Source organism: Maridesulfovibrio bastinii DSM 16055, assembly GCF_000429985.1.
Taxonomy (GTDB): Bacteria; Desulfobacterota; Desulfovibrionia; order Desulfovibrionales; family Desulfovibrionaceae; genus Maridesulfovibrio; species Maridesulfovibrio bastinii.
In genome coordinates this window covers 212,389-232,349 of the sequence record NZ_AUCX01000007.1, presented here as the reverse complement: position 1 = coordinate 232,349, position 19,961 = coordinate 212,389, and the positions used below count along the sequence as shown (strand labels likewise).

Genomic DNA, 19,961 nt, shown 5'->3' with positions numbered 1-19,961 from the left:
AAGATGACGACACAAAGCAACATCCATCACGATGAGGACAGTCTCCAGCCGTTTGTAGAACAGTCTCTCGACAGACTCGATCAAATCGAAAAAGACCTTATGAGGCTGGAAAAGACTGAATATCTGGACCCTGAATCCATTACCAGAATTTATTCTACCATTCTCGCGATAAAAGAAAGTGCAAATCTTAACGCTGTTGATAATATAACAAAAGTTGCTGGCGGCATTGCCGAAGTAATGGACAAACTTTTCAAGAAAGAAATTGTCCTGAACTCAACAAGCATCAATATTCTTATAGATGCTTTTGACAATCTGACTGAGATAATAGGTAATGCAAGCCACAGTAAAAGTTTTGATATAGAACCGCTGATCTCTCCACTGCATGAACTGGCTTCCGGTTCGTTACCTGAAACTGCTGCTCCCGTTGAAAAGGAAACAGTAAAGGAAGAGCCTGTTTCAACAGCTGAAGTTAAAGCTGAATATTCAGCACCCAAGACTATAAAGAAATCAGCCTCAGCTTCAAGCTTTAAAAAAAGATACGGCATTACAAAAGAGATCGACCTCTACTCCAATTCAAACCCCATCGGGGTTTCCAAAGCGGTTTCCCTTGCAATGGAGCGGATGTCCACATGCTGCAATGCGTTCGAAGAAAACAATATTGATTCTTTGAAATTCGGTCTGGCCAAGCGGCATGACGTGAATGAAAACCAGATAGTTATCGCCACCGCATCAATTGAAATTCTTGATCTGCTGCTCAGAATTTCAGTAACCCCGGGGCGTGACCATATTTTAAGCTACAGTAACGGTCTCCCGGAATATAGTTCGGTTGCGGCTTTATGCGGAGTGGAACTGCTGCGCCTGCGCCGGGGCAGAAATTTTATGCCACCACTGGATCAGCTGGTTGCTCAGGCAAATGATAATACTGCCGCAGTGCTAATAACCAACCCGGATATCCCTTCGGGGTATGGCATAGCCGGAGAAGAAATTGCCACAATGGTCAACCTTCTTCCTGACAGGACTCTGCTTATCGTTGACGAAAGAAGTGTTGAATTTTCATGGCCTGAAGATGATTATACTGCCCTGCACTATCTGAACAAAGCTCCGAATCTTATTGTGCTGAGAAGCTTCTCATGGTCATTCGGACTCCGTGGCCTGCGGCTCGGATATGGAATTATGAACAGTAGTCTCGCCAGAAAGCTGGAAGATTCAAGACTTCCGATTCCTATCAGCCCTGTAAATGTTGGAGCCGGACTTGCTGCTTTGAATCATTCCGAATTTTATTATTCAACAATAGCCCTTATCATTAAGGGACGTGAAAGAATGGAAAAAGGACTACAGGATGCCGGTTGCACCGTATATCCGGGACAAAGCAACTTTGTAATGTTCAGTGTGCCGGTTGCTGCCAATACTTTCTATGAAGAAATGCTGGCTAGAGGTCTGCATGTTAGAAAGCTTGATGAGTTCGGACTGCCTGACCTTATGACGGCCTCAATCGGAAATAATTCACGCAACAGAACTTTTCTGGCTGCGGTAAATGATATTCTGGAATAATAACTTTATGAAATTTATCAGACTGCTTTTAATTGCTGTTACTGTCTCCTTTCTGGCCGGATGTTCAACTCACGGTCCTAAGCCTTCGGAAATAAACTCCCTTTGCAGAGCCGAAGCTGAAAGTGGCAGCTGTCTGGCTCAGGAAAAAATATGTTCTGATTACAACTCGGTCTTGCGCAGTACATTCGCATCGGCTAGTGATTGCAGAAAAGCCTGTGAAAATGTTGGAAACAATTTTTCCGGGAGTATGAACGCCCAAGGCTGTGATCGACTCTTTGACAATATATCCGGACTGTGCAGCGAATTTTGTGACAGCAATTACAAATAGATGCAGGTCTTTAGCATACCTCGGGTTGATAAAAATGAACCTGACCACCATCTTCAGGCGGTCAGGTTCTTAAATTACGACAGTCTTCTGTAATTACATAATCTAAAAGGGAGCGTAGCAGATGCTCAAAAAATTTTCAGTAGGCCAGAAAATATTCAGTGCCTTTATTCTGGTTTTTTTAATATTCGGTGCTGTGGGTCTGGAATCTTTCACGGCCTTAAGAACTTCTTCAAAAGGTTTTGAAGATTACAGAAATTTCGCCATAGAATCCATATATGTATCTAATATTCAGGCTGAGCTGCTCAAAACCCAGACCACGGTCAAAGACTTTATTATAACAGGCGACAGCCAGTATCAGAGGCAGTACAGACGGAGCATGGATAATCTGGTTGCGACCATAGGTGAAGCAACCAAAACAATTTCTTCACCGGAACGGCTATCACTGGTGAATGACATAAAGCTTAGTCTTCATAAATATGAATCCCTGTTTCAGGATCTTTCCACAATTCAAAAGCAATTCAATGAAATCAGCGAACTTGTTATCGAGCAAGGCGAAATTATGTCGCACGAGCTTGAATCCCTGACAAACAAGGGAAGACTTTCATCGAATAAAGACTTTATCACACTCGTTGCCAAGGCTATGGACAGCCTTTATACAGCCCGTCTCAATGCCGCTAAATTTTATCGCAGCAACAACGAGTCACAGCTTTCTATTGTTTCCGACAATCTGGAAAACCTTTCAAAAATAACTGAAAAAATGCACAGCGGTGCCAGTGAAAAACTTTTGGATGCTCTTACCCAGATAAGCGATGCTTTAAACGAGTACCAGAAAACATTCAAAAAATCTGCTCAGCTTATAACAAAGCGTAATAAGGATATTAAAACAAATATTGCTAGCCTTGAGCCATACATGCTTGAGTCCGCCTCAAAAGCGCTGACTTCAATAACCAGAGATCAGAAAGAGCTTGGCCCGGCACTTCAGGATAACAACAGCAGAGCAATAATAAATGTCTGTATCACAGCCTTTATCGCCTTACTGCTGGGACTTGCCTCTGTTTTCATCATCGGCAGGGATATCACCCGCCCGTTGCAGAATATGGTTAATGTCCTCAATAAAATAGCAACCGGCGATCTCTCGGTTTCCATAGAGAACGATGGCAGAAAAGATGAACTCGGAGCTTTGGCGGATTCATTCACCATCATGATAAATTCTCTTAAAAAAATGGCCGTCAACATGGATAGAATTGCCGACTCCGACCTGACGGTGGACGTGGCCATCAGATCGGAGAATGATTCAGTTGGCAAAGCCATGAATAAGATGATCGAGAACCTTAAGTCAGTGCATATAAGGCTCCACGAAGCAATACAGACCCTCTCCTCTTCAATCAGCCAGATTTCCGCGGCAACAACGGAACTGACGGCCAGTTCTGCGGAAACAGCAAGTGCTGTGGCTGAGACCAATGCTACAGTTGAAGAAGTTAAACAGACTGCCCATCTTTCCAATGAAAAATCACGTCAGGTTGCCGATGTGGCTAAAAGTGCAGTCAAAACTTCTCAGGAAGGACAGAGGGCCACACAGGCGGCAGCCGCTGGCATGAAAGACATACGCAAGCAGATGGATACAATAGCCCAGAGCATAGTGCAGCTTTCTGAACAGTCACAGCATATCGGTGACATTGTTTATGTTGTGAACGACCTTGCGGACCAATCCAATATTCTCGCAGTGAATGCTTCTATTGAAGCTTCAAAAGCAGGAGAAGAAGGCAAAGGGTTCACAGTGGTAGCCAGAGAAATTAGAAACCTTGCAGACCAGTCCAAACAGTCTGTGGCACAGATACAATCCATTCTGGCAGACATTCAGAAAGCAACAAGTACTGCGGTGATGATAACCGAAGAAGGCGGCAAAGCCGTTGAGTCCGGTGCTCAGAAGTCCAGTATTGCCGGAGAATCCATAATCAAGCTCAGCGCAGTTGTTACCCAGTCCGCACAATCATCAACTCAGATTGTAGCTTCAAGTCAGGAACAACTTGCAGGTCTTGATCAGGTTGCGGTTGCCCTTGGCAGCATCAAGCAGGCAGGAGAACAGAATCTGGAAAGTTCACGCCAGCTTGAAGAAGCCATCAGGGAGCTGGATAATCAGGCAAAATCCCTTAACTCCATGATGGACAACTTTAAAATTTAGTTAAGATGGTAACTTGGTTCTGCAAAAAGCGGGGTATGGGAAATAATGCCCTGTTTTTTGCAGAACATTTTTTATCCATTAAATTATTTAAAACACAAATTAAGACCAGCCATTTCACAAATACATTCCTGTATCCCGCCTATATTTTGCGAAACGCAAAAGAATCCCCTCATTCCCCGTCTGTATAAATTGATCACCAGAGTAAAGAACTTGATTGCGGATTACCTAACTGATAAACGAAAGCGGTTAAAACAAGCGGTTGGTTACATAAATTTAAATATTCAAAAATCACATAACATAGAGATAATATATGACTTCTTCCAGAGAATCCACAGCATACCTGACTGTAAGCTGTCTCGATAAACCGGGTATTGTTGCAGCAGTTTCAGGATTTCTTTATTCTAAAAACGCCAACATTATCCATTCGGACCAGCATTCCAGTGACCCTGTTGGCGGGCATTTCTTCCTGCGTATGCGCTTTCACATGCCTGAACTGGAAGATAGTCTTGAAGCTGTGAAAAATGAATTTAAAGAACAGGTTGCCGATAAATTTGAAATGGATTGGAGTATCAATCCAGCCTGGATCAAAAAGAAAACGGCAATACTGGTTTCAAAATTCGATCATGTGCTGATGGACCTCCTGTGGAGGGCCAAACGCGAAGAGCTTTTCACTGATATCACCATGGTCATAAGCAACCATGAAGATTTGAGAGAGGAAGTTGAAGCATTCGGAATTCCGTTCCATTATATAAAAGTTGAAAAAGACAAAAAAGACGAATCCGAAAAGAAAATTATTGAACTGTTAAACGGTAACGCTGACCTGATCATCCTTGCCCGTTATATGCAGATACTGACTCCCAGACTGATTAATGCATTCCCCAATAAAATTATTAACATCCATCATTCTTTTCTCCCTGCATTTGTTGGAGCAGATCCCTACCGCCGTGCAGGTGAACGCGGAGTTAAGCTTATAGGCGCAACTGCGCATTATGTTACTGAGGAGCTGGATCAGGGTCCCATTATCGAGCAGGATGTTATCAGGGTTAATCACAGACATGACATTAATGAACTGAAAGTTCTGGGCAGAGATATTGAATCACAAGTTTTAAGCAGAGCCGTGAAATGGCACCTTACCGAAAAAGTTCTGGTGGACGGCAATAAAACCGTGGTCTTTACCTAACCGGCAGACTAAATCCATACAGCTATAAATTAAATGAAAACAGGGCAAACGTAACTTAATACGTCTGCCCTGTTTCTATTTTAAAAATATTATTATTTCTTATTCGAGAGCATCATTACCGGCACGGTTACTCGAATCAGAACCAATACCGAACCTGAGCAGCAGCTCGGAAAGCTTGCCTTTAATATCTTTGGTTGCTTTTGCTATGGCCGTCAGACTTATGAAAAGTAAAAAATCTATTTTGTAGTCTGCATTCTTAAACATATTAATGACTTCTGAGGCAAGTTCCCTTTCAAGTCCTAAAAGTTTAATTTCGGCTACCAGCTCTTTTGGATTTTTATGCTTGAACAACATCCATTGATCACTTTCACGGTCGGCAGTCCATATTCTTGCAGTTCTGATGCGGTTCATTCCTTTGTCTTTAATGGCCTCAACCGACTCTGCTGGAGATCTTCTGCGCTTCAGCAACCTGAGAGTAATTTTGCCTTCTTCGCCCTGAATCTTCAGCCTTAGAAGTCTGACAAAAAATAGCTCGATTAAAAAATAAAGGAGAGTATCCAAAGAAGTCACGTCAAACTTGCGCAGCAGGTTGGTGATTATTTTTTCTTCATTTATCGTATAGCTTTTGAGGGCCAGTAAAAATTCCCTGACAACAATATCCAAAGTGAGACTGACACCGATCGCACATGCCGCAAGCTGATCCTGTGCAAACTGAAGCTGTCTGGCAATATCCTCCTCTTCTTCAGGAGTAATATTTTCATCGCTGCTCTGAAACCTTTCCATAGCTTCGACATAATCCTGATGAAATTTTTCAGTCGCAGGATCAATACAAACTATTCTGGCAATGCGTTCGATATGGTCAGGATTACTTCCCTCGCTTTTAATAAAAACCCCGCCTTCGTTAAGCGCATTATTGACCATCTTAAACGTTGCAAGAGATTCTTCCGTCTGGCCTACTTCATTGTAGGAAGTTTGAATTCTGGTTTTATCAAAATTAGGAGGACTCTGATTCAATCGTGAGGTTACATGGTCGAATCCGAAACTGAGTATAAGATTTTTACCATCACGCGCCAGAACATATTCTTCGCCGGAAACAATACGCGGAAGAGCTGCCGAAACTTCTTCGGTGATAAACTCTTTCATCAGTGCATCCCAGAAAAATTTATCCAGCTCATACCCTTCAAGCAGGGTATTGAATTTCTGCAATGCCGGTTCACCGTATCTGCTGAGGATAACTTCTTCAAAATTATCTGAAATAAGGGAAGAAGCGTAAACAACACCCTGAACAGTTTTGATCAGCAGGGTTTCCGCATTTATAAGCCGTGCTTTTACCTGTTTAATAAGATTTTCATCTTTCCCGTTATATATTTTACCAAACCTTGTGAGCATCAGAATAAACTCACCAAGTGAACGTTTAATAAATTCATGTGCGGGAAGATCAACAGATCTGTGACAAAGGAGATTTATGATGCCGCTCTGCTGTTTTTCGAGCAGTGGAAACTCATTGATGCGGTCATGATTGTAAGAAATAAACTCAAGCAATACCTCACGTTCCAGCACCTCACGAAGCATCTTGCGCTCCTTGAGCCTGTTTAGAACTTTCAGATAATGCTCAACTCGTTTATCTTTATCCGCAGCACCGGATCCACCACCTTTTAAAGCACTCATCAATCACTCCATTTTTACTTAGCACATCAAGCAATAAATGTACGAATACCACTATTTCGTCAAGATATTTGGCAGAAATAGCACCGTCTATTGTATATACTTATTAGAAAGGATTAACAACAGGAGGAAAATCTTGTCAGTATCATAAAAAGCTGAATTTGTCGGATCACCAAAATAGCTTCCGCCACGTTACAATCAGATCGGAATGGTTATGAAGCAAAACTCCTGAGATGACTACTGTAATTACATTTAGAGAATTTTAGCAGATCGTCAATTATCTTAAAATTACGCTCCATAAAAAATGTGTAGAGATCTTCATCCAACCCATGACGTTCTTTAAAATGAAGTCTTGAATAGCTATGAATGTTTTCAAATTTTTCCGAAAGCCTTTTCCTCACAAATTCTGCAAAAATCGGAGTTTTTCTGAAAAGATCGTCTTCACTGCTGTATTCATCAATACCGGCTTCAACAAATTCTTTATACAATTCTGGAATTTTAGAAGGATATCTTTCATCCGCAACCTGAGCAACCAGATCCGCTGCACCAAGAATATGACCAAAAGGAGTAACTTCTGAATTCATATGCTTGTTAATATTTTGAGATTCCGGGTGAATATCCGTAAAACTTATAATATATCCGCAATTATCAATAAAGCTCTGCGGATAATTCCTTTTCTCAAGCAGGACTCTCATAATACCGATGCCCCGCTGCACATGCTTGTCAGTATATTTTGCCCCGGTACCGTTTAAATCGGTTTCATACTGGATGTACCCGATGTCATGAAACAAGGCTGCGTATAGAGTCTGGGTGTAAGCTGTTTCTGAAATTTTTTTCCCTGATAAATGGAAACCATGAAGAATTCTTGCTGCGGCAAGAAAAACTGACAGAGTGTGCGATAAATCGTGATAATGGGCCGTACTTTCGCGATATCCGGGAAATTCTCCCTGAAAGACATCCATCAGATTCCTGTATATTTCAATCAAAGATGTGAAGTCATAATCCGGAAAAATATTATTGGTAATAAACCGAATTTCTTCTTCAATAAGATCCGGATCATTAATAAAAATTAATTTAGAATAGTGGTTGTTTGTATTCATATTTCTTAATAACATTTACATGTTTATACTTTAGCTACAACAACCTCCCCCTTTTTGTCAGCAATCGGATATTATAAATTCTCACCTTGAATAAATATAATCAAAGCAAAAAATACAACAGTCCGAAATTAAAAGAAATTATCCCCTCGATATTTCTTTGAATCGCCTACTGACTGACGGGCTGATTTTACATATAGATTTTATAATTACAAACTAATTTTTTCAAATATAACTATAAAAATTATATAAATATGAACTAAGTATGGCTGACTTGGTAAATATCCTCAAATATATTAACCTCAAATCAGATGATCCAGAATAACGGTTTACAGAAATCAACCTCTCAGGAAATACGGTTCTGCTAAAGATGATTACATGTACTAAATGCGGAAATGAAAACCCGGAAAGCAGCAGATATTGCAGTAAGTGCGGGAACAAGCTTCAATCAGGATTCATACGTGTTAATCGCAATATAGATCAAAACTCTGATCTTTCACGCTTCAAACTTAATCTGGAAAGACCGCAGATTTATCAAAAACATGGTGAAGCCTGGGTATATGCCCTGTTTCTGCTCGCCGCAGTGTTCTACTTTACCTATAAACAGGTCTACTGGCCGTTATACGTTATTACTCCTTTGATTGCTCTTCTGGCGTGGCTTCGGAAGCTTTAGACGTTCTGTTCTGCAATTCTTCAAGGGCGGCTTTCTGGTCCTCTTTCAGCAGTTCCGGCACAGGACGATCCCAGAAAGCATCTTCCTTGTCTTTCTTCTCACTTTCAGCTGTTTTGGGAAGACAACAGCGTACCGGCCTTCTTTTAGGACAACCCGCATGCTCAAAATTTATAAGAGCACACCCGTCTTTATCCATATGAAATTCAATCTGGCGGCGAAATTTTCTCTTCCTTGAAAGAATGGTCACAGTGCCGTTCTCAACCTGAACCTTGCAGAAAAAATCCCGATATCTTGAGCCATAAAAGGTGTTATAGATATAGACGTCTTCGCTGTATTTGCCGACAAAAACATAATCCAGAGGATCTTTGCATTGAGACCTGGCCAAAGCTTCCAGAGCAATACACTTAGACCGATCCTCTTCCCCGCGGCCGGAAAACACCGTCTGGGGAAACATAAAACACGACAGCAATAAAATTATTACAAACTTTCTGAACAAAACGAACTCCTGCAAACAAAATTCAATATATTGCCACCGTTCCCCGCTTCCTTTTTTATCGACACAACTTTAATCATCTTTATGATCAAGAGCAAGAAATCTAAAATCTAGGCCGATAGCATAACTATAAATCAGCACTCTACACTGCCCAATTAGAAGAAGCTAATAATTCATAATCAGACCGTCCTCATCTCTAAATCTTGAATATCGACAAAATCGTAGATTGCTTTTTAAAGTCAAATACACACATCAGATTAGTTCAAAAATAATCTTTGATAATTATATCAATATAAAAGGAAATCAATTTCTGACCACAGTGCATATCCTTTTTTTCACAATGTAGATAACTAGACACATTCTGAATGAAAAAAAATCTTCTAAACTTTCTTTAAAAAATTTCCAGTATTTTCACTAAACTCTTAAGTTATCTACCTGTGGAAAACTTTTTCTATTTCATGATATTTACACATAATCACTTCTAATCAGTTGTGACAGTCTTGTTAATAGATATTTTTTACTATACCCCCTGTACAAAAAAAAGATGCTGGGCTACCTTTCTGCTCTAGCCTGAAAGGGATGATCCCAACAATCATCATCCTAAGCACCAAACAATTTAAATTTAAAATACAGATATAAAAATGGAAAAAATTAATAAAAATTCTGTCTGGCACCATGTCCGCGGACTTGAACCACTGAGTCTCTGCGACTGGCCGGGAAGGACCAGCTGTGTAATTTTTCTCGGTGGTTGCAATTTCAACTGCCCTACATGCCACAACTTCGATATGGCATGGAACATGGAAAAACTTCCACTCATAAGTAAAAAAGATATTCAAAGTTTTCTCAAAGACCGGGCGATATGGCTTGACGGGGTCACCATCACAGGGGGCGAGCCTACGATTGTACCCGGACTCGGAGAACTCCTCTATGAAATAAGCCAGGCCAAGCTGCCAATTAAAGTGGATAGCAATGGAATGAGGCCTGAAATTTTGGAGGATATACTCGATCAGGGAATGGCGGAACAATTCGCCATTGATGTCAAAGGACCGTACGAAAAATATCCCGCCCTCAGCGGACGGGCTGTTACCCCGGAAACAGCAAGAAAAAATCTTGAAAAAGTATTTTCACTTGCCGAAGCCCACCCGGATTCATTCTACTTCAGACTGACCAAAGTCCCCATTCTGACAGATGAGGACGTTGATACAGCCAGAGGTTATCTCCCGGAGGGCTTCGATCTGACCATCCAGAAATTTATTCCCCCAAGGAGAGAGAATGCCCACGCAGATAATGAAGCGGGACGGCAGGTTGGAGACATGGTCGACTGACCGCGTTTCACAGGCGATTTTTAAGGCCCTTAACGCCAGTGGAATCAAAGACCCCATCATGGCCAGACGCATGGCCGGTATGGTTGAAAAAAAACTGGACGGCATAGATATTCCTGAACAGGAAGAAGTCCAGAATATGGTCGAAGAATGCCTCATGGATTCAAGGCTGCACGATGCCGCCAAAAAATACATTCTTTACCGTGACAACCGCCGCAGACTCAGAAACCAGAAAGACGCCTATCTGGATATTCGCGAAACAATAGACGAATATCTGGATAGCTCTGACTGGAGAGTTGCTGAAAATGCGAACATGACCCATTCATTTCAGGGTCTCATGCTGCACCTGTCAGGAACAATACAGGCAAGATATGCTCTTGAAAAATATCCTGTTGAAGTCCGCATGGCACATGATCACGGCTATTTCCACATTCACGACCTCTCCTACGGTCTTGCCGGATATTGTGCCGGCTGGAGCCTCAGAGACCTGCTTCTGGAAGGATTCAACCTTGAAGGCCGCTCCTGCGCTGGTCCTGCCAAGCATTTTGATGCTGCCCTAGGCCAGATGGTCAACTTTCTGGGGACGTTGCAGAATGAATGGGCGGGAGCTCAGGCTTTTAATAATGTAGACACCTATCTGGCTCCGTTTATCAGGCATGACGGCTTAAGCTATGAAGAAGTTCTACAGGCCATGCAGAAATTCATATTCAATCTGAACACAACTTCACGCTGGGGTGGACAGAGCCCATTTACAAATCTCTCTTTTGATCTGGTTCCACCAAAGCATTTAGCTGCTGAAGCGGTTATTATCGGTGGTAAATTTATAGATTCGAAATATGGTGACTACGCAGAAGAGATGGAAATGATCAACCGTTCATTTCTTGAAGTCATGGCTCATGGTGACCAGCATAAACGTATTTTTTCATTCCCCATCCCGACATATAACGTGACGGAGGATTTCCCCTGGGAAAGCGAAATCGGCAAGCTTCTGCTTGAGCTTACAGCAAAATACGGTGTTCCCTACTTCCAGAACTTTATCAGCTCTGATTTAAACCCGGAAGACGTCCGCTCCATGTGCTGCCGGCTTCAGATGGACCTGCGTGAACTGCGCAAAAAAGTCGGGGGATTGTTCGGGGCAGGAGACCTTACCGGTTCTATCGGAGTCGTAACACTTAACCTGCCGAAACTTGCTTATCTGGCTCAGGGAGAAGAGGATTTCCTTGATCTGGTTGCTGAATACGCTGAACTTGCAAAAGATTCGCTGGAATTTAAAAGAAAGATGATCCAGACAAATCTGGATAACGGAATGTTTCCATGGTCACGCCGCTACCTTAAAAACGGCTATAAAGGACACTTCTCAACAATAGGGCTTATAGGCGGACATGAAGCATGCTTAAACCTGCTTGGTAAAGGCATAGAGACTCCTTCCGGCAAAAGGCTTATGCGCCGGATGCTTAACCATCTCCGGGAGATTACGAGCAGATTTCAGGAAGAAACCGGAAATCTTTACAATCTTGAAGCAACTCCGGCTGAGGGAACCAGCTATCGTCTCGCCAAGATAGATAAAAACCTTTATGCCGACATCATTACTTCCGGCAGAGAAACTCCTTACTACACCAACTCGACAACTCTTCCAGTTGGTATATCCGAAGACGTTATCACCGCCCTGAGACATCAAAATGAGCTACAGCCGCTTTATACCGGGGGAACAGTTTTCCATACATTCCTCGGTGAATCCGTCGCTGATCTTGATTCACTTAAAAGCTTCATAATAAAAGCTTTCAGGAACACAAAAATCCCCTACCTTTCAATAACCCCGACCTTCTCAATTTGTAAGGAACACGGCTATATCCGGGGTGAACACTTTGAATGCCCCACATGCCATGCAGAGACAGAAGTCTATACCAGAATTGTCGGATACTACAGGCCTGTCCAGCAATGGAATAAGGGTAAAAAATCAGAATATACTGACAGAAAAGAGTACAATACCTTTTGCAGCGCAGCCACAGAAGTAAATTAAGATTATTAACAAGTTGAAATAATAAAATCCCGAAGATTAGTAATCTTCGGGATTTTATTGCTGATGTCCCAAAAGTTCTTCATCAGTCTGCGTCAATAATTATAAATATTCTGATAATTCAACTTTTAACAGGCAAAGTCTCAGATAACACTTTAAAATGCTTTTTTATTTGAATAAGATCTAAAATTTTAATATGCTTATGAAGCTCTTAAGTTATTTTACTCTAATATCTATTTAGCAGCGCGGTTATACTTCGTTTGGAGAATTTATGAGAATTCTTGTTGTTGATGACGAATATATGGTTAGAGAAAATCTTGTAGATTATCTCGAGGACGAAGATATCGATGTTATCTCAGTTGGAAGTGCGGAAGAAGCTTTGAAGCTGATGGAACATGAAACAGCAGATATAGCTATTGTGGATATGCGACTTCCGGTAATGCACGGAAATGATCTGATACTTAAACTTAAAGAAATGCATCCTGATATGGATTTCATAATTCATACAGGTTCTGTAGACTACTCTGTTCCTCCTGAAATAAGAGAACTTGGAATAACAACAGCCAATGTTCTTTTAAAACCTGTTGCTGACATGGGAATATTTCTGGAACTGATCCAAAGGCTTTTCAGGAAAAAATAGTTCAATCATCCGCAGTTTTCATCATAAAAATTCCAGACTCAAATAAAATATAATACTATATAAAAGCTAAGCTGAACAAAGATTCAATTCTTGCTGGAATCCATATCTGAAGCTCCCATCCCGTTTGGCAGGAACAAATTAATCCTAAGCAACAACTTCGTCTTAAGAGCCTTGATCTATTCAGGACTGGAATGTGCTAGCACTGTAGCTTCATGCGCCCATTGCATAGCGGCATGATGGTTCAGAGATACAGCATACGAATTAAGGCCCTGCTCTTCTATAATTTCACTGACTGTACCCCAGTCTGCTTTTTCCAGACAGACAACAAGCTTAAGCCATTGTGAGGCATCCCCGATATTGCAGCAGATAGCCTTTGACACTTCATCTGCAAGTGGCAGCTTATCAAGAAGCTCATTTATGGGTTTATTCAATAAGGCATCAAGCAGCGAAAAAAGACCCAGCAGAAACATTGTCTCCGGAGGATGCGGGGCTAATTCATTTCTTCTGGACAGGAGTTCAAGAAACTTTGCACGTTTAATGGAAAGAAAAGCAAGCTCATTACCGGTTGATGTGCTGCCCATATCTGACAAAAGGATAACCCTTAACCATCCGCTAATCTTCTTCTGACCCAAAAGATTAACAGCCTGTGAGATTGAGGTTATTTTATTGGCTATTCCAAAAGAGGCTGAATTTATAAATCTAAGTAGGCGATAGCTTATTGAAACGTCCGAATTTATAGCATTTGTAAGTTTTTTCAGATCAAATTCGGGATTTGAAATCTCTCTTAAAAGTTCAAGGCGGCTGAATTGAGCAGAAGAGAGTTTTTCGCCGGGCATAATTTCCGGCTTACTGAAAAAGAAGCCCTGAAAAAGATCAAAACCCAGCTCCAGACATTGTCTGAATGAAAGCTTATCTTCAACCTTTTCAGCCAGAAGCGTCCGAACGCCTCTGGAGCGCAAATCCCTGACAACTTTTTCAAGCTTTTCTTTGGGGACATCAAGGCAGTCGACCTTTACAATATCAGCGAGGTCAATAATCTGCTCATAACCCGGCTGGCCTACAAAATCATCAAGAGCAAGTTGAAAACCATCATCACGAATATGTTTCAGTGCAGTAAGAACATCTTCATCCGGTTCAACATTCTCAAGAATTTCAACAATGCATGTTTCTGGAGGCAATAAATCCGAAGCCTTGCTGAGAAGCATATTGCGTGGAAAATTAATTAAAATTTTCTGTTTTTCATGCAAATCTTCCTGCACCAGACCAAAGCCATCAGCTATTACCTGCGATGTCGCTTCATCTTCATCATCAATCTCAGCTGTTCCGGCTGCGCCTGAATTTCTAAAAAGAAGCTCATAGCCCCAGATGTTTTGCTCAACATCAAAAACAGGCTGCCGGGCAACAAAAAAAGAATTGATGAAAAGATTCTGGCTCAATATTTATCACCCGCTGATATTTGTAAATGTGACAAAAAAGGTCAGCAACAGAGCAAAAAATCTACAGAATACCCGGTTGAAATTAAGGCATCAGTGGAGCTAACTCCAGTCCCTTTTCCACATCAAATCCGAGCATAAGATTGGCGTTAGCCACAGCCTGTCCGGAAGCTCCACGGCACAGATTGTCAATAGCACTGACAATAATCAGGCGTCCGGTGCGGGGATCGACAACCAGGCCGATATCGCAGAACATAGTTCCGCGCACCCAGCGGGTTTCAGGCAGACTGCCGGCAGGATGGACTCTGACCCACTTTTCTTTATTGTAGGCAGTTTCATACAAACCACGGATATATTCAGGGGAAACACCGGGTTTAAGTCTGGTATAGATTGTTGAAAGTATACCACGGTCAATAGGCAGCAGGTGGGTGTTGAAAGAAACGGTCATATCTTTGCCCGCTGCAACTCCCAATTCCTGTTCTATCTCAGGAGTATGCCTGTGCGAACCAAGGCCGTATGCCTTAAAGGAATCATGGACCTCACAAAAAAGAGAACCGATCTTAGCACCACGTCCGGCGCCGGTTGCACCTGATTTAGAATCGATTACAATATCATCAGTTTCAACTATTCCGGCACTGAGCACAGGATGAAGACCCAAGATGGCCGAAGTGGGATAGCAGCCCGGATTGGCAACAAGGTCCGCATTTTTTATTTTTTCACGGTATAATTCAGGCAGACCGTAAACAGCTTTTTCAAGCAGGTCTTCACGGGTATGGTCAACTTTGTACCACTGCTCGTATGTTTTGCGGTCTCTGATTCTAAAATCAGCACTTAAGTCAACAACCTTCACACCTTTATCATACAGTTGCCCCCCGATAGTCATTGCTGTTTTATGAGGAACAGCAAGGAAAACCAGTTTGCAGTTTTCGGCGAGGTCATCCACATCGGGCATGCTGATTTCGAGATTACCAAGCGGCATATCCAGTAAAAAAGGATAAATGTCCGAGAGTTTTCGGCCTGCTTCTGATCTTGAAGTAACCCTGACTAATTCCATAGAATCGTGTCCGCTCAAAATACGGGCAAGTTCCATCCCGGTATATCCGGTTACTCCGACCAGTCCTACAGGAATTCTGGTACTCATCTGACAAATCCTCCTTTAATCGGGCGTAAAGTCCAGACATCCACAACATTCATGTCATGGATTGCTCTGCATAACATGAAGCATTTTAAACACTTCATTTATGGTTTCAAATTATTTTGTTTTATTAACGTATTTTAATCTGAGGCTGCAAAGAAGATCGCACAGCAGGCGTTCTTCATCATGGGTCAATCCATTTTTAAATTTGTCCTGCAGCATACCGAGCAGATCAATAGACTGCTTCGCTATCTGCGGAAAAAATACATTTTTTCCTGTTTCAGGGTCAGCAACTTCTCCCAGATGGACAAGAGCTGAAGAACTTAAGGACATAATAAAAGTTGAAAAATCCACTTCAGGCATGGGCATGCCCTTCATATTTTCACAACCGCATTTTTTATTTTCTTCAGACATAAGACTTTCACTCCTTGAATCGGTGGACAATAAAAAGAATGTTTTGAAGATTCAAGCAAATGTTTAAAAATCAACCATATATAATGAGGACACCGAAAACAGTGCCTTATGCCAAAACCTACAGCTAATGAGCCTGCGCCCAGTTGCGCCCCAGCCCGAGATCAACTTTCAATGGAACTGAAAGTGATAATACTGTCTGCATATCTTTTTGCAGAAGAGCCCCTATTTCATCAATATTCTCTTCAGGACCTTCAACAATAAGTTCGTCATGTATCTGCAAAATCAAACGTCCCCCGAGATCCTGTATCTCAAGGTTTTCCGAGACCTTTATCATGGCCATTTTGATTATATCTGCGGCGCTGCCCTGAATAATCGTATTAATAGCCTGACGTCTGGCCTTAGAAAGCATTTGCGGACTCTCTGAATGAAGCTCCGGTATAAGTCTGCGCCTTCCACTGAGGGTGGTGACGTAACCTTTATGACGGGCATCTTCCACAACAGAATCATAAAAATCTCTGAGTGTTCCCAGCTTTTCAAAATAACGGCTGATGAACTCTTTCGCCTCATTCATTCCTATCTGCAATTCTCTGGCAAGCTTCTGCGGGCCCATGCCATAAATTAAACCGAAATTGATTGTCTTGGCGTTGCTGCGCTCATCCTTGGTGACATCTTCAGAATTCTTCTCAAACAACAAAGCTGCGGTCCGGGAATGGATATCCTCATCAGCCTCGAAAGCTGAAATCAGATTTTCATCTTTGGAAAAATGAGCCAGCACTCTGAGTTCAACCTGTGAGTAATCTGCTGCGGCAAGTCTGAGTCCTTTTCCGGCAGTGAAGCAGGCCCGCATACGTTTTCCGAATTCTCCACGAATGGGAATGTTCTGCAGGTTGGGACCGGAGCTGGAAAGCCTTCCGGTTGCTGTTGCCAACTGGTTGAAGTTTGTATGGATTCTACTGTTCTCATCAACCATTTTAGGAAGAGGCTCAAGATATGTTGAACGCAGTTTTTCCATTTTACGGTATTCAAGAATATCTGAAATTACAGGATGCTCTCCCACCAGTTTTTCAAGAACTTCATTGGCAGTTGAGAGAGCTCCGCCCGGAGTTTTACCAGCCGGTTTTAAACCGAGATTCTCAAAAAGAACCGTGCTCATCTGCTGGCTTGAGCGGATATTGAATGTTTCTCCAGCCTTTTCGTAAATACCTTTCGTTAGTTCAGATATTTTTTCACTTACTTCACTTAGGAATCCCGCAAAAGCTTCAAGATCGATACTGATACCGGCTTCTTCCATTTCAGCAAGCACGTGGATAAGCGGAGTTTCAAGTTCCACCATCAGCTCATCAAGCCCTGCCGACTTCATTCGCGGCAGAAAGATATCCTTCAAAATCAGCGCAGCCTGTCCCTGTGAATCAGGATGCAGAGCTTCTATTTTTTCAGAAAAATTTTCTTCATGAAAAACCAATGAACGCAGCCGGGTCCATTTATAATTACGATCTTCAGGATTAAGCAGGTATGCGGCAAGACCAAGGTCAAACCAGCGACCGTGGGTGATCTCTTTCCATGAATCATCAAGCCTGAGCAACAATTTAACATCAGGGGTAATAATAGTTGCAGCCGAAGAAACGGCTCTGGCAAGATCAGCTGACGGCACTTCGGCAATAAATTCGTCAGCTTCAAATCCTATTATAAAATTCTTTTTATCCCTTATTACGGCAACATCCTTACCAGTAAAATCAGGAAGATCTTTCACTTTTGAAATAGTAGCCAGCTTCATTTTTTCAGCAGGCTGAACATTCTCATCTTCTCCGAAAAGTGAAAGCTGCCCATCTTTGGCAGAAGAAGTCTTAACCGCAGCTGAGGCCGGTATGCTTTTCTTGGCCTTCGGAGTGAGCGCGGCAACATCGCGGATCATGCTTTTGAATTCATAGTTGTTAAGGTATTCGGAGATACCTTTCGCATCCGGATTATGCACTTCAAGGTCGGCAAGGCCGATATCGGAACAGCTGTCCAGCTTAAGACGAGTCAGTTCCCTGTAGGTAAAAATATTCTCCAGCTGATCCTGCATTTTCTTTTTTACAGCAGGTTGCAGCTTTTCATAATTCTCAACAATGTCTTCAAGCGTGGGATACTTGGCCATCAGCTTTGTTGCTGTAACCTTGCCCACCCCCGGTACTCCGGGAATATTATCTGCTGAATCCCCCACAAGGGCCTGAAAGTCGGCCCACTGATCAGGAGAAAGTCCGGTCGATTCTTTGAAATCTTCCAGTGAAGTTATTTTTTCACCGCGCCCGGCCGGGTCCCACATATAAACATTGTCATCAAGACACTGCTTAAGGTCTTTATCCGCTCCCAGAATTACAACCGGACGATCCTTTTTAAAACGGGCAGTAAGTGATGCAATGCAGTCATCAGCCTCCACTCCGCTGGAAACAATAAGCGGAACTCCTAAAAGTGAAATTGCTTCTTTCAAAGGCTCTATCTGAGCAACCAGATCATCAGGCATAGGAGGCCGTTGTGCCTTGTAATCAGGAAAAAGTTCGTGCCTGAAATTCTTGCCCTTGCCATCGAGCAGAAAGCCCATGTAATCGGGCTTCTCTTCTTTAAGCACCCTTAAAAGGACACGTAAAACGATAAAAAGAGCATTGGTCGGAAAACCGTCCGACCTTTTAAGGTCAGGATATGCATGGAATCCGCGATAAAAAAAAGCGGAGCCATCAATTATATAGAGAGGACTTTCTGACAGATTCAATTTTTCACGTAATGACATGAACTGGCCTTTGAATTTTTATTAAGCAACATATTTTAAGCTCAGTGGATAGAATAAGAATTTAAAAAATCCTCTTCATTTTCTTTCTGCTGCCTTTGGTAAGTTTTTTTACTACAAAATCTTCAGGATCAATCTTCTCTTCAAACTGATTCAAATCTATCTCGGCGCGGGCCGCGGCTTTATGGCCGCCGGCTGAACCGACATCGCCAAACATTGATTTCGCCATCTTACCCATATCCTTACGCATTCCGTCACCGCGATAGATGACAATCAGCGTATCTCCGTAAACGCCTGAAACAACGTCCCATGAAATCTCATGAACCCGCATAAAAAAATCAGCCAGAATGACAAGTGTATCCGGATTTTCAACCTTGCCCATGTGAGTGTGCAGCCCTGTTCCGATTCGACGCAAATTATAAAACGCTCTTGAAAAATACCTGAGCCAGTCAATATGAAACTCGCTTCTGGTAATGCGTTTTATAATATCCATGTCGGCATATTTAGTTAAATATTTAAATGCCTTGACATCGTCATCAATAAAAGGACGCTCAAAGCTCTGGGTGTCATTTTTAACCCCGTAGAGCAATGCTGTAGCCAGAAATTTGGCCGGGCGTATTTTTAAATTATAAAGGTATTCGGTCAGCATGGTACTTGTTGCACCATACTGCGGCCTGATGTCCACATAAGGAGCATCATAGGCTCCGGACTCAGGAATAGGATGATGATCAATCACCAGTGAAAATTTGATCGAGTCAAAATCAGGATGATGATCAGGTTGAGAATCAACGATAGCGAACCTGTCATATTGAGCTATGAGGTTCGGTATCAATTTTCTTGTTGGAATACGCAGATAACGGATCATGGCCAGATTATCGAGCCGTTTGATCTCGTTGACATGTCCTATGCCCACTTCCTGAACACGGCGTCCCATAATGCGCTTGAGCGCAAGAGCGGAAGCCAGTGAATCAGGGTCTGCGTTAATTACGATAAGCCAGCGTTCGTCCTTTTTGAACAACGCCAACATGTCCTGAAGCCGGTCTTCAAGCTGTTTGAAATAAGCCATA

At 42.2% G+C, this 19,961-nt stretch carries 16 protein-coding genes; 8 read left to right on the top strand and 8 right to left on the bottom strand.

The genetic code is table 11. The features are described from left to right. Positions 1-3: 3 nt before the first annotated feature. The 4 genes from G496_RS0103180 (at position 4) to purU (ending at position 5,241) form a co-directional block, all read left to right on the top strand. Positions 4-1,551 (top strand): pyridoxal phosphate-dependent aminotransferase, encoded by a 1,548-nt coding sequence (locus tag G496_RS0103180; protein WP_034632185.1) that lies wholly within the window; start codon positions 4-6, stop codon positions 1,549-1,551. Between the two features lie 7 nt (positions 1,552-1,558). Further along, positions 1,559-1,879: a hypothetical protein gene (locus G496_RS0103175; protein ID WP_156900583.1), complete on the top strand. Its 321-nt coding sequence runs from the start codon at positions 1,559-1,561 to the stop codon at positions 1,877-1,879. A gap of 121 nt (positions 1,880-2,000) precedes the next feature. Further along, complete coding sequence (locus G496_RS0103170) at positions 2,001-4,061, top strand: methyl-accepting chemotaxis protein (protein WP_027177997.1); 2,061 nt, start codon at positions 2,001-2,003, stop codon at positions 4,059-4,061. Between the two features lie 310 nt (positions 4,062-4,371). Beyond that, positions 4,372-5,241 carry a formyltetrahydrofolate deformylase gene (gene purU / locus G496_RS0103165; RefSeq protein WP_027177996.1) on the top strand — a complete coding sequence of 290 codons (870 nt, stop codon included), beginning with the start codon at positions 4,372-4,374 and terminating at the stop codon, positions 5,239-5,241. A gap of 99 nt (positions 5,242-5,340) precedes the next feature. Here purU and G496_RS18695 read toward each other — a convergent pair whose 3' ends face one another. Beyond that, positions 5,341-6,909, bottom strand: a complete 1,569-nt coding sequence (locus G496_RS18695) for a hypothetical protein (RefSeq protein ID WP_051294802.1) — start codon at positions 6,907-6,909, stop codon at positions 5,341-5,343. A gap of 209 nt (positions 6,910-7,118) precedes the next feature. After that, positions 7,119-8,006 carry an HD domain-containing protein gene (locus G496_RS0103155; RefSeq protein ID WP_156900582.1) on the bottom strand — a complete coding sequence of 296 codons (888 nt, stop codon included), beginning with the start codon at positions 8,004-8,006 and terminating at the stop codon, positions 7,119-7,121. 367 nt (positions 8,007-8,373) lie between these two features. Here G496_RS0103155 and G496_RS20830 point away from each other — a divergent pair, with 367 nt between their 5' ends. Then, positions 8,374-8,676, top strand: a complete 303-nt coding sequence (locus G496_RS20830; RefSeq protein ID WP_084407471.1) for a zinc-ribbon domain-containing protein — start codon at positions 8,374-8,376, stop codon at positions 8,674-8,676. Here G496_RS20830 and G496_RS0103150 read toward each other — a convergent pair. Further along, entirely contained in the window at positions 8,633-9,172 is a 540-nt protein-coding gene (locus G496_RS0103150) for a hypothetical protein (protein ID WP_245577852.1), read from the bottom strand. The two genes, G496_RS20830 and G496_RS0103150, sit on opposite strands and share 44 nt — an antisense overlap. Before the next feature lie 638 nt (positions 9,173-9,810). Between G496_RS0103150 and G496_RS0103145 the strand changes: the two genes are divergently transcribed. The 3 genes from G496_RS0103145 to G496_RS0103135 all read left to right on the top strand — a co-directional run bounded on the left by G496_RS0103145 (position 9,811) and on the right by G496_RS0103135 (position 13,148). Beyond that, positions 9,811-10,494 carry an anaerobic ribonucleoside-triphosphate reductase activating protein gene (locus tag G496_RS0103145; protein WP_034632181.1) on the top strand — a complete coding sequence of 228 codons (684 nt, stop codon included), beginning with the start codon at positions 9,811-9,813 and terminating at the stop codon, positions 10,492-10,494. Then, positions 10,442-12,511 (top strand): ribonucleoside triphosphate reductase, encoded by a 2,070-nt coding sequence (locus G496_RS0103140; RefSeq protein ID WP_027177992.1) that lies wholly within the window; start codon positions 10,442-10,444, stop codon positions 12,509-12,511. Before G496_RS0103145 ends, G496_RS0103140 begins: the two co-directional genes overlap by 53 nt. Before the next feature lie 268 nt (positions 12,512-12,779). Next, positions 12,780-13,148 (top strand): response regulator, encoded by a 369-nt coding sequence (locus tag G496_RS0103135; protein WP_027177991.1) that lies wholly within the window; start codon positions 12,780-12,782, stop codon positions 13,146-13,148. Positions 13,149-13,324: 176 nt separating this feature from the next. Here the strand turns inward: G496_RS0103135 and G496_RS0103130 are convergent, their stop codons facing one another. From G496_RS0103130 to G496_RS0103110, 5 genes are all read right to left on the bottom strand, one after another. Beyond that, the gene (locus G496_RS0103130) at positions 13,325-14,584 is read right to left on the bottom strand and encodes an EAL and HDOD domain-containing protein (protein WP_027177990.1); all 1,260 of its coding nucleotides are present in this window, start codon (positions 14,582-14,584) and stop codon (positions 13,325-13,327) included. 82 nt (positions 14,585-14,666) lie between these two features. Continuing rightward, a complete protein-coding gene (argC, locus tag G496_RS0103125; protein WP_027177989.1) occupies positions 14,667-15,722 on the bottom strand; it encodes an N-acetyl-gamma-glutamyl-phosphate reductase in 1,056 nt (351 codons plus the stop codon). Positions 15,723-15,833: 111 nt separating this feature from the next. After that, the gene (locus G496_RS0103120; RefSeq protein ID WP_027177988.1) at positions 15,834-16,130 is read right to left on the bottom strand and encodes a DUF1844 domain-containing protein; all 297 of its coding nucleotides are present in this window, start codon (positions 16,128-16,130) and stop codon (positions 15,834-15,836) included. Positions 16,131-16,254: 124 nt separating this feature from the next. Continuing rightward, entirely contained in the window at positions 16,255-18,897 is a 2,643-nt protein-coding gene (polA, locus tag G496_RS0103115) for a DNA polymerase I (protein WP_027177987.1), read from the bottom strand. A gap of 61 nt (positions 18,898-18,958) precedes the next feature. Then, a complete protein-coding gene (locus tag G496_RS0103110) occupies positions 18,959-19,960 on the bottom strand; it encodes a DHH family phosphoesterase (protein WP_027177986.1) in 1,002 nt (333 codons plus the stop codon). Position 19,961 lies beyond the last annotated feature (1 nt).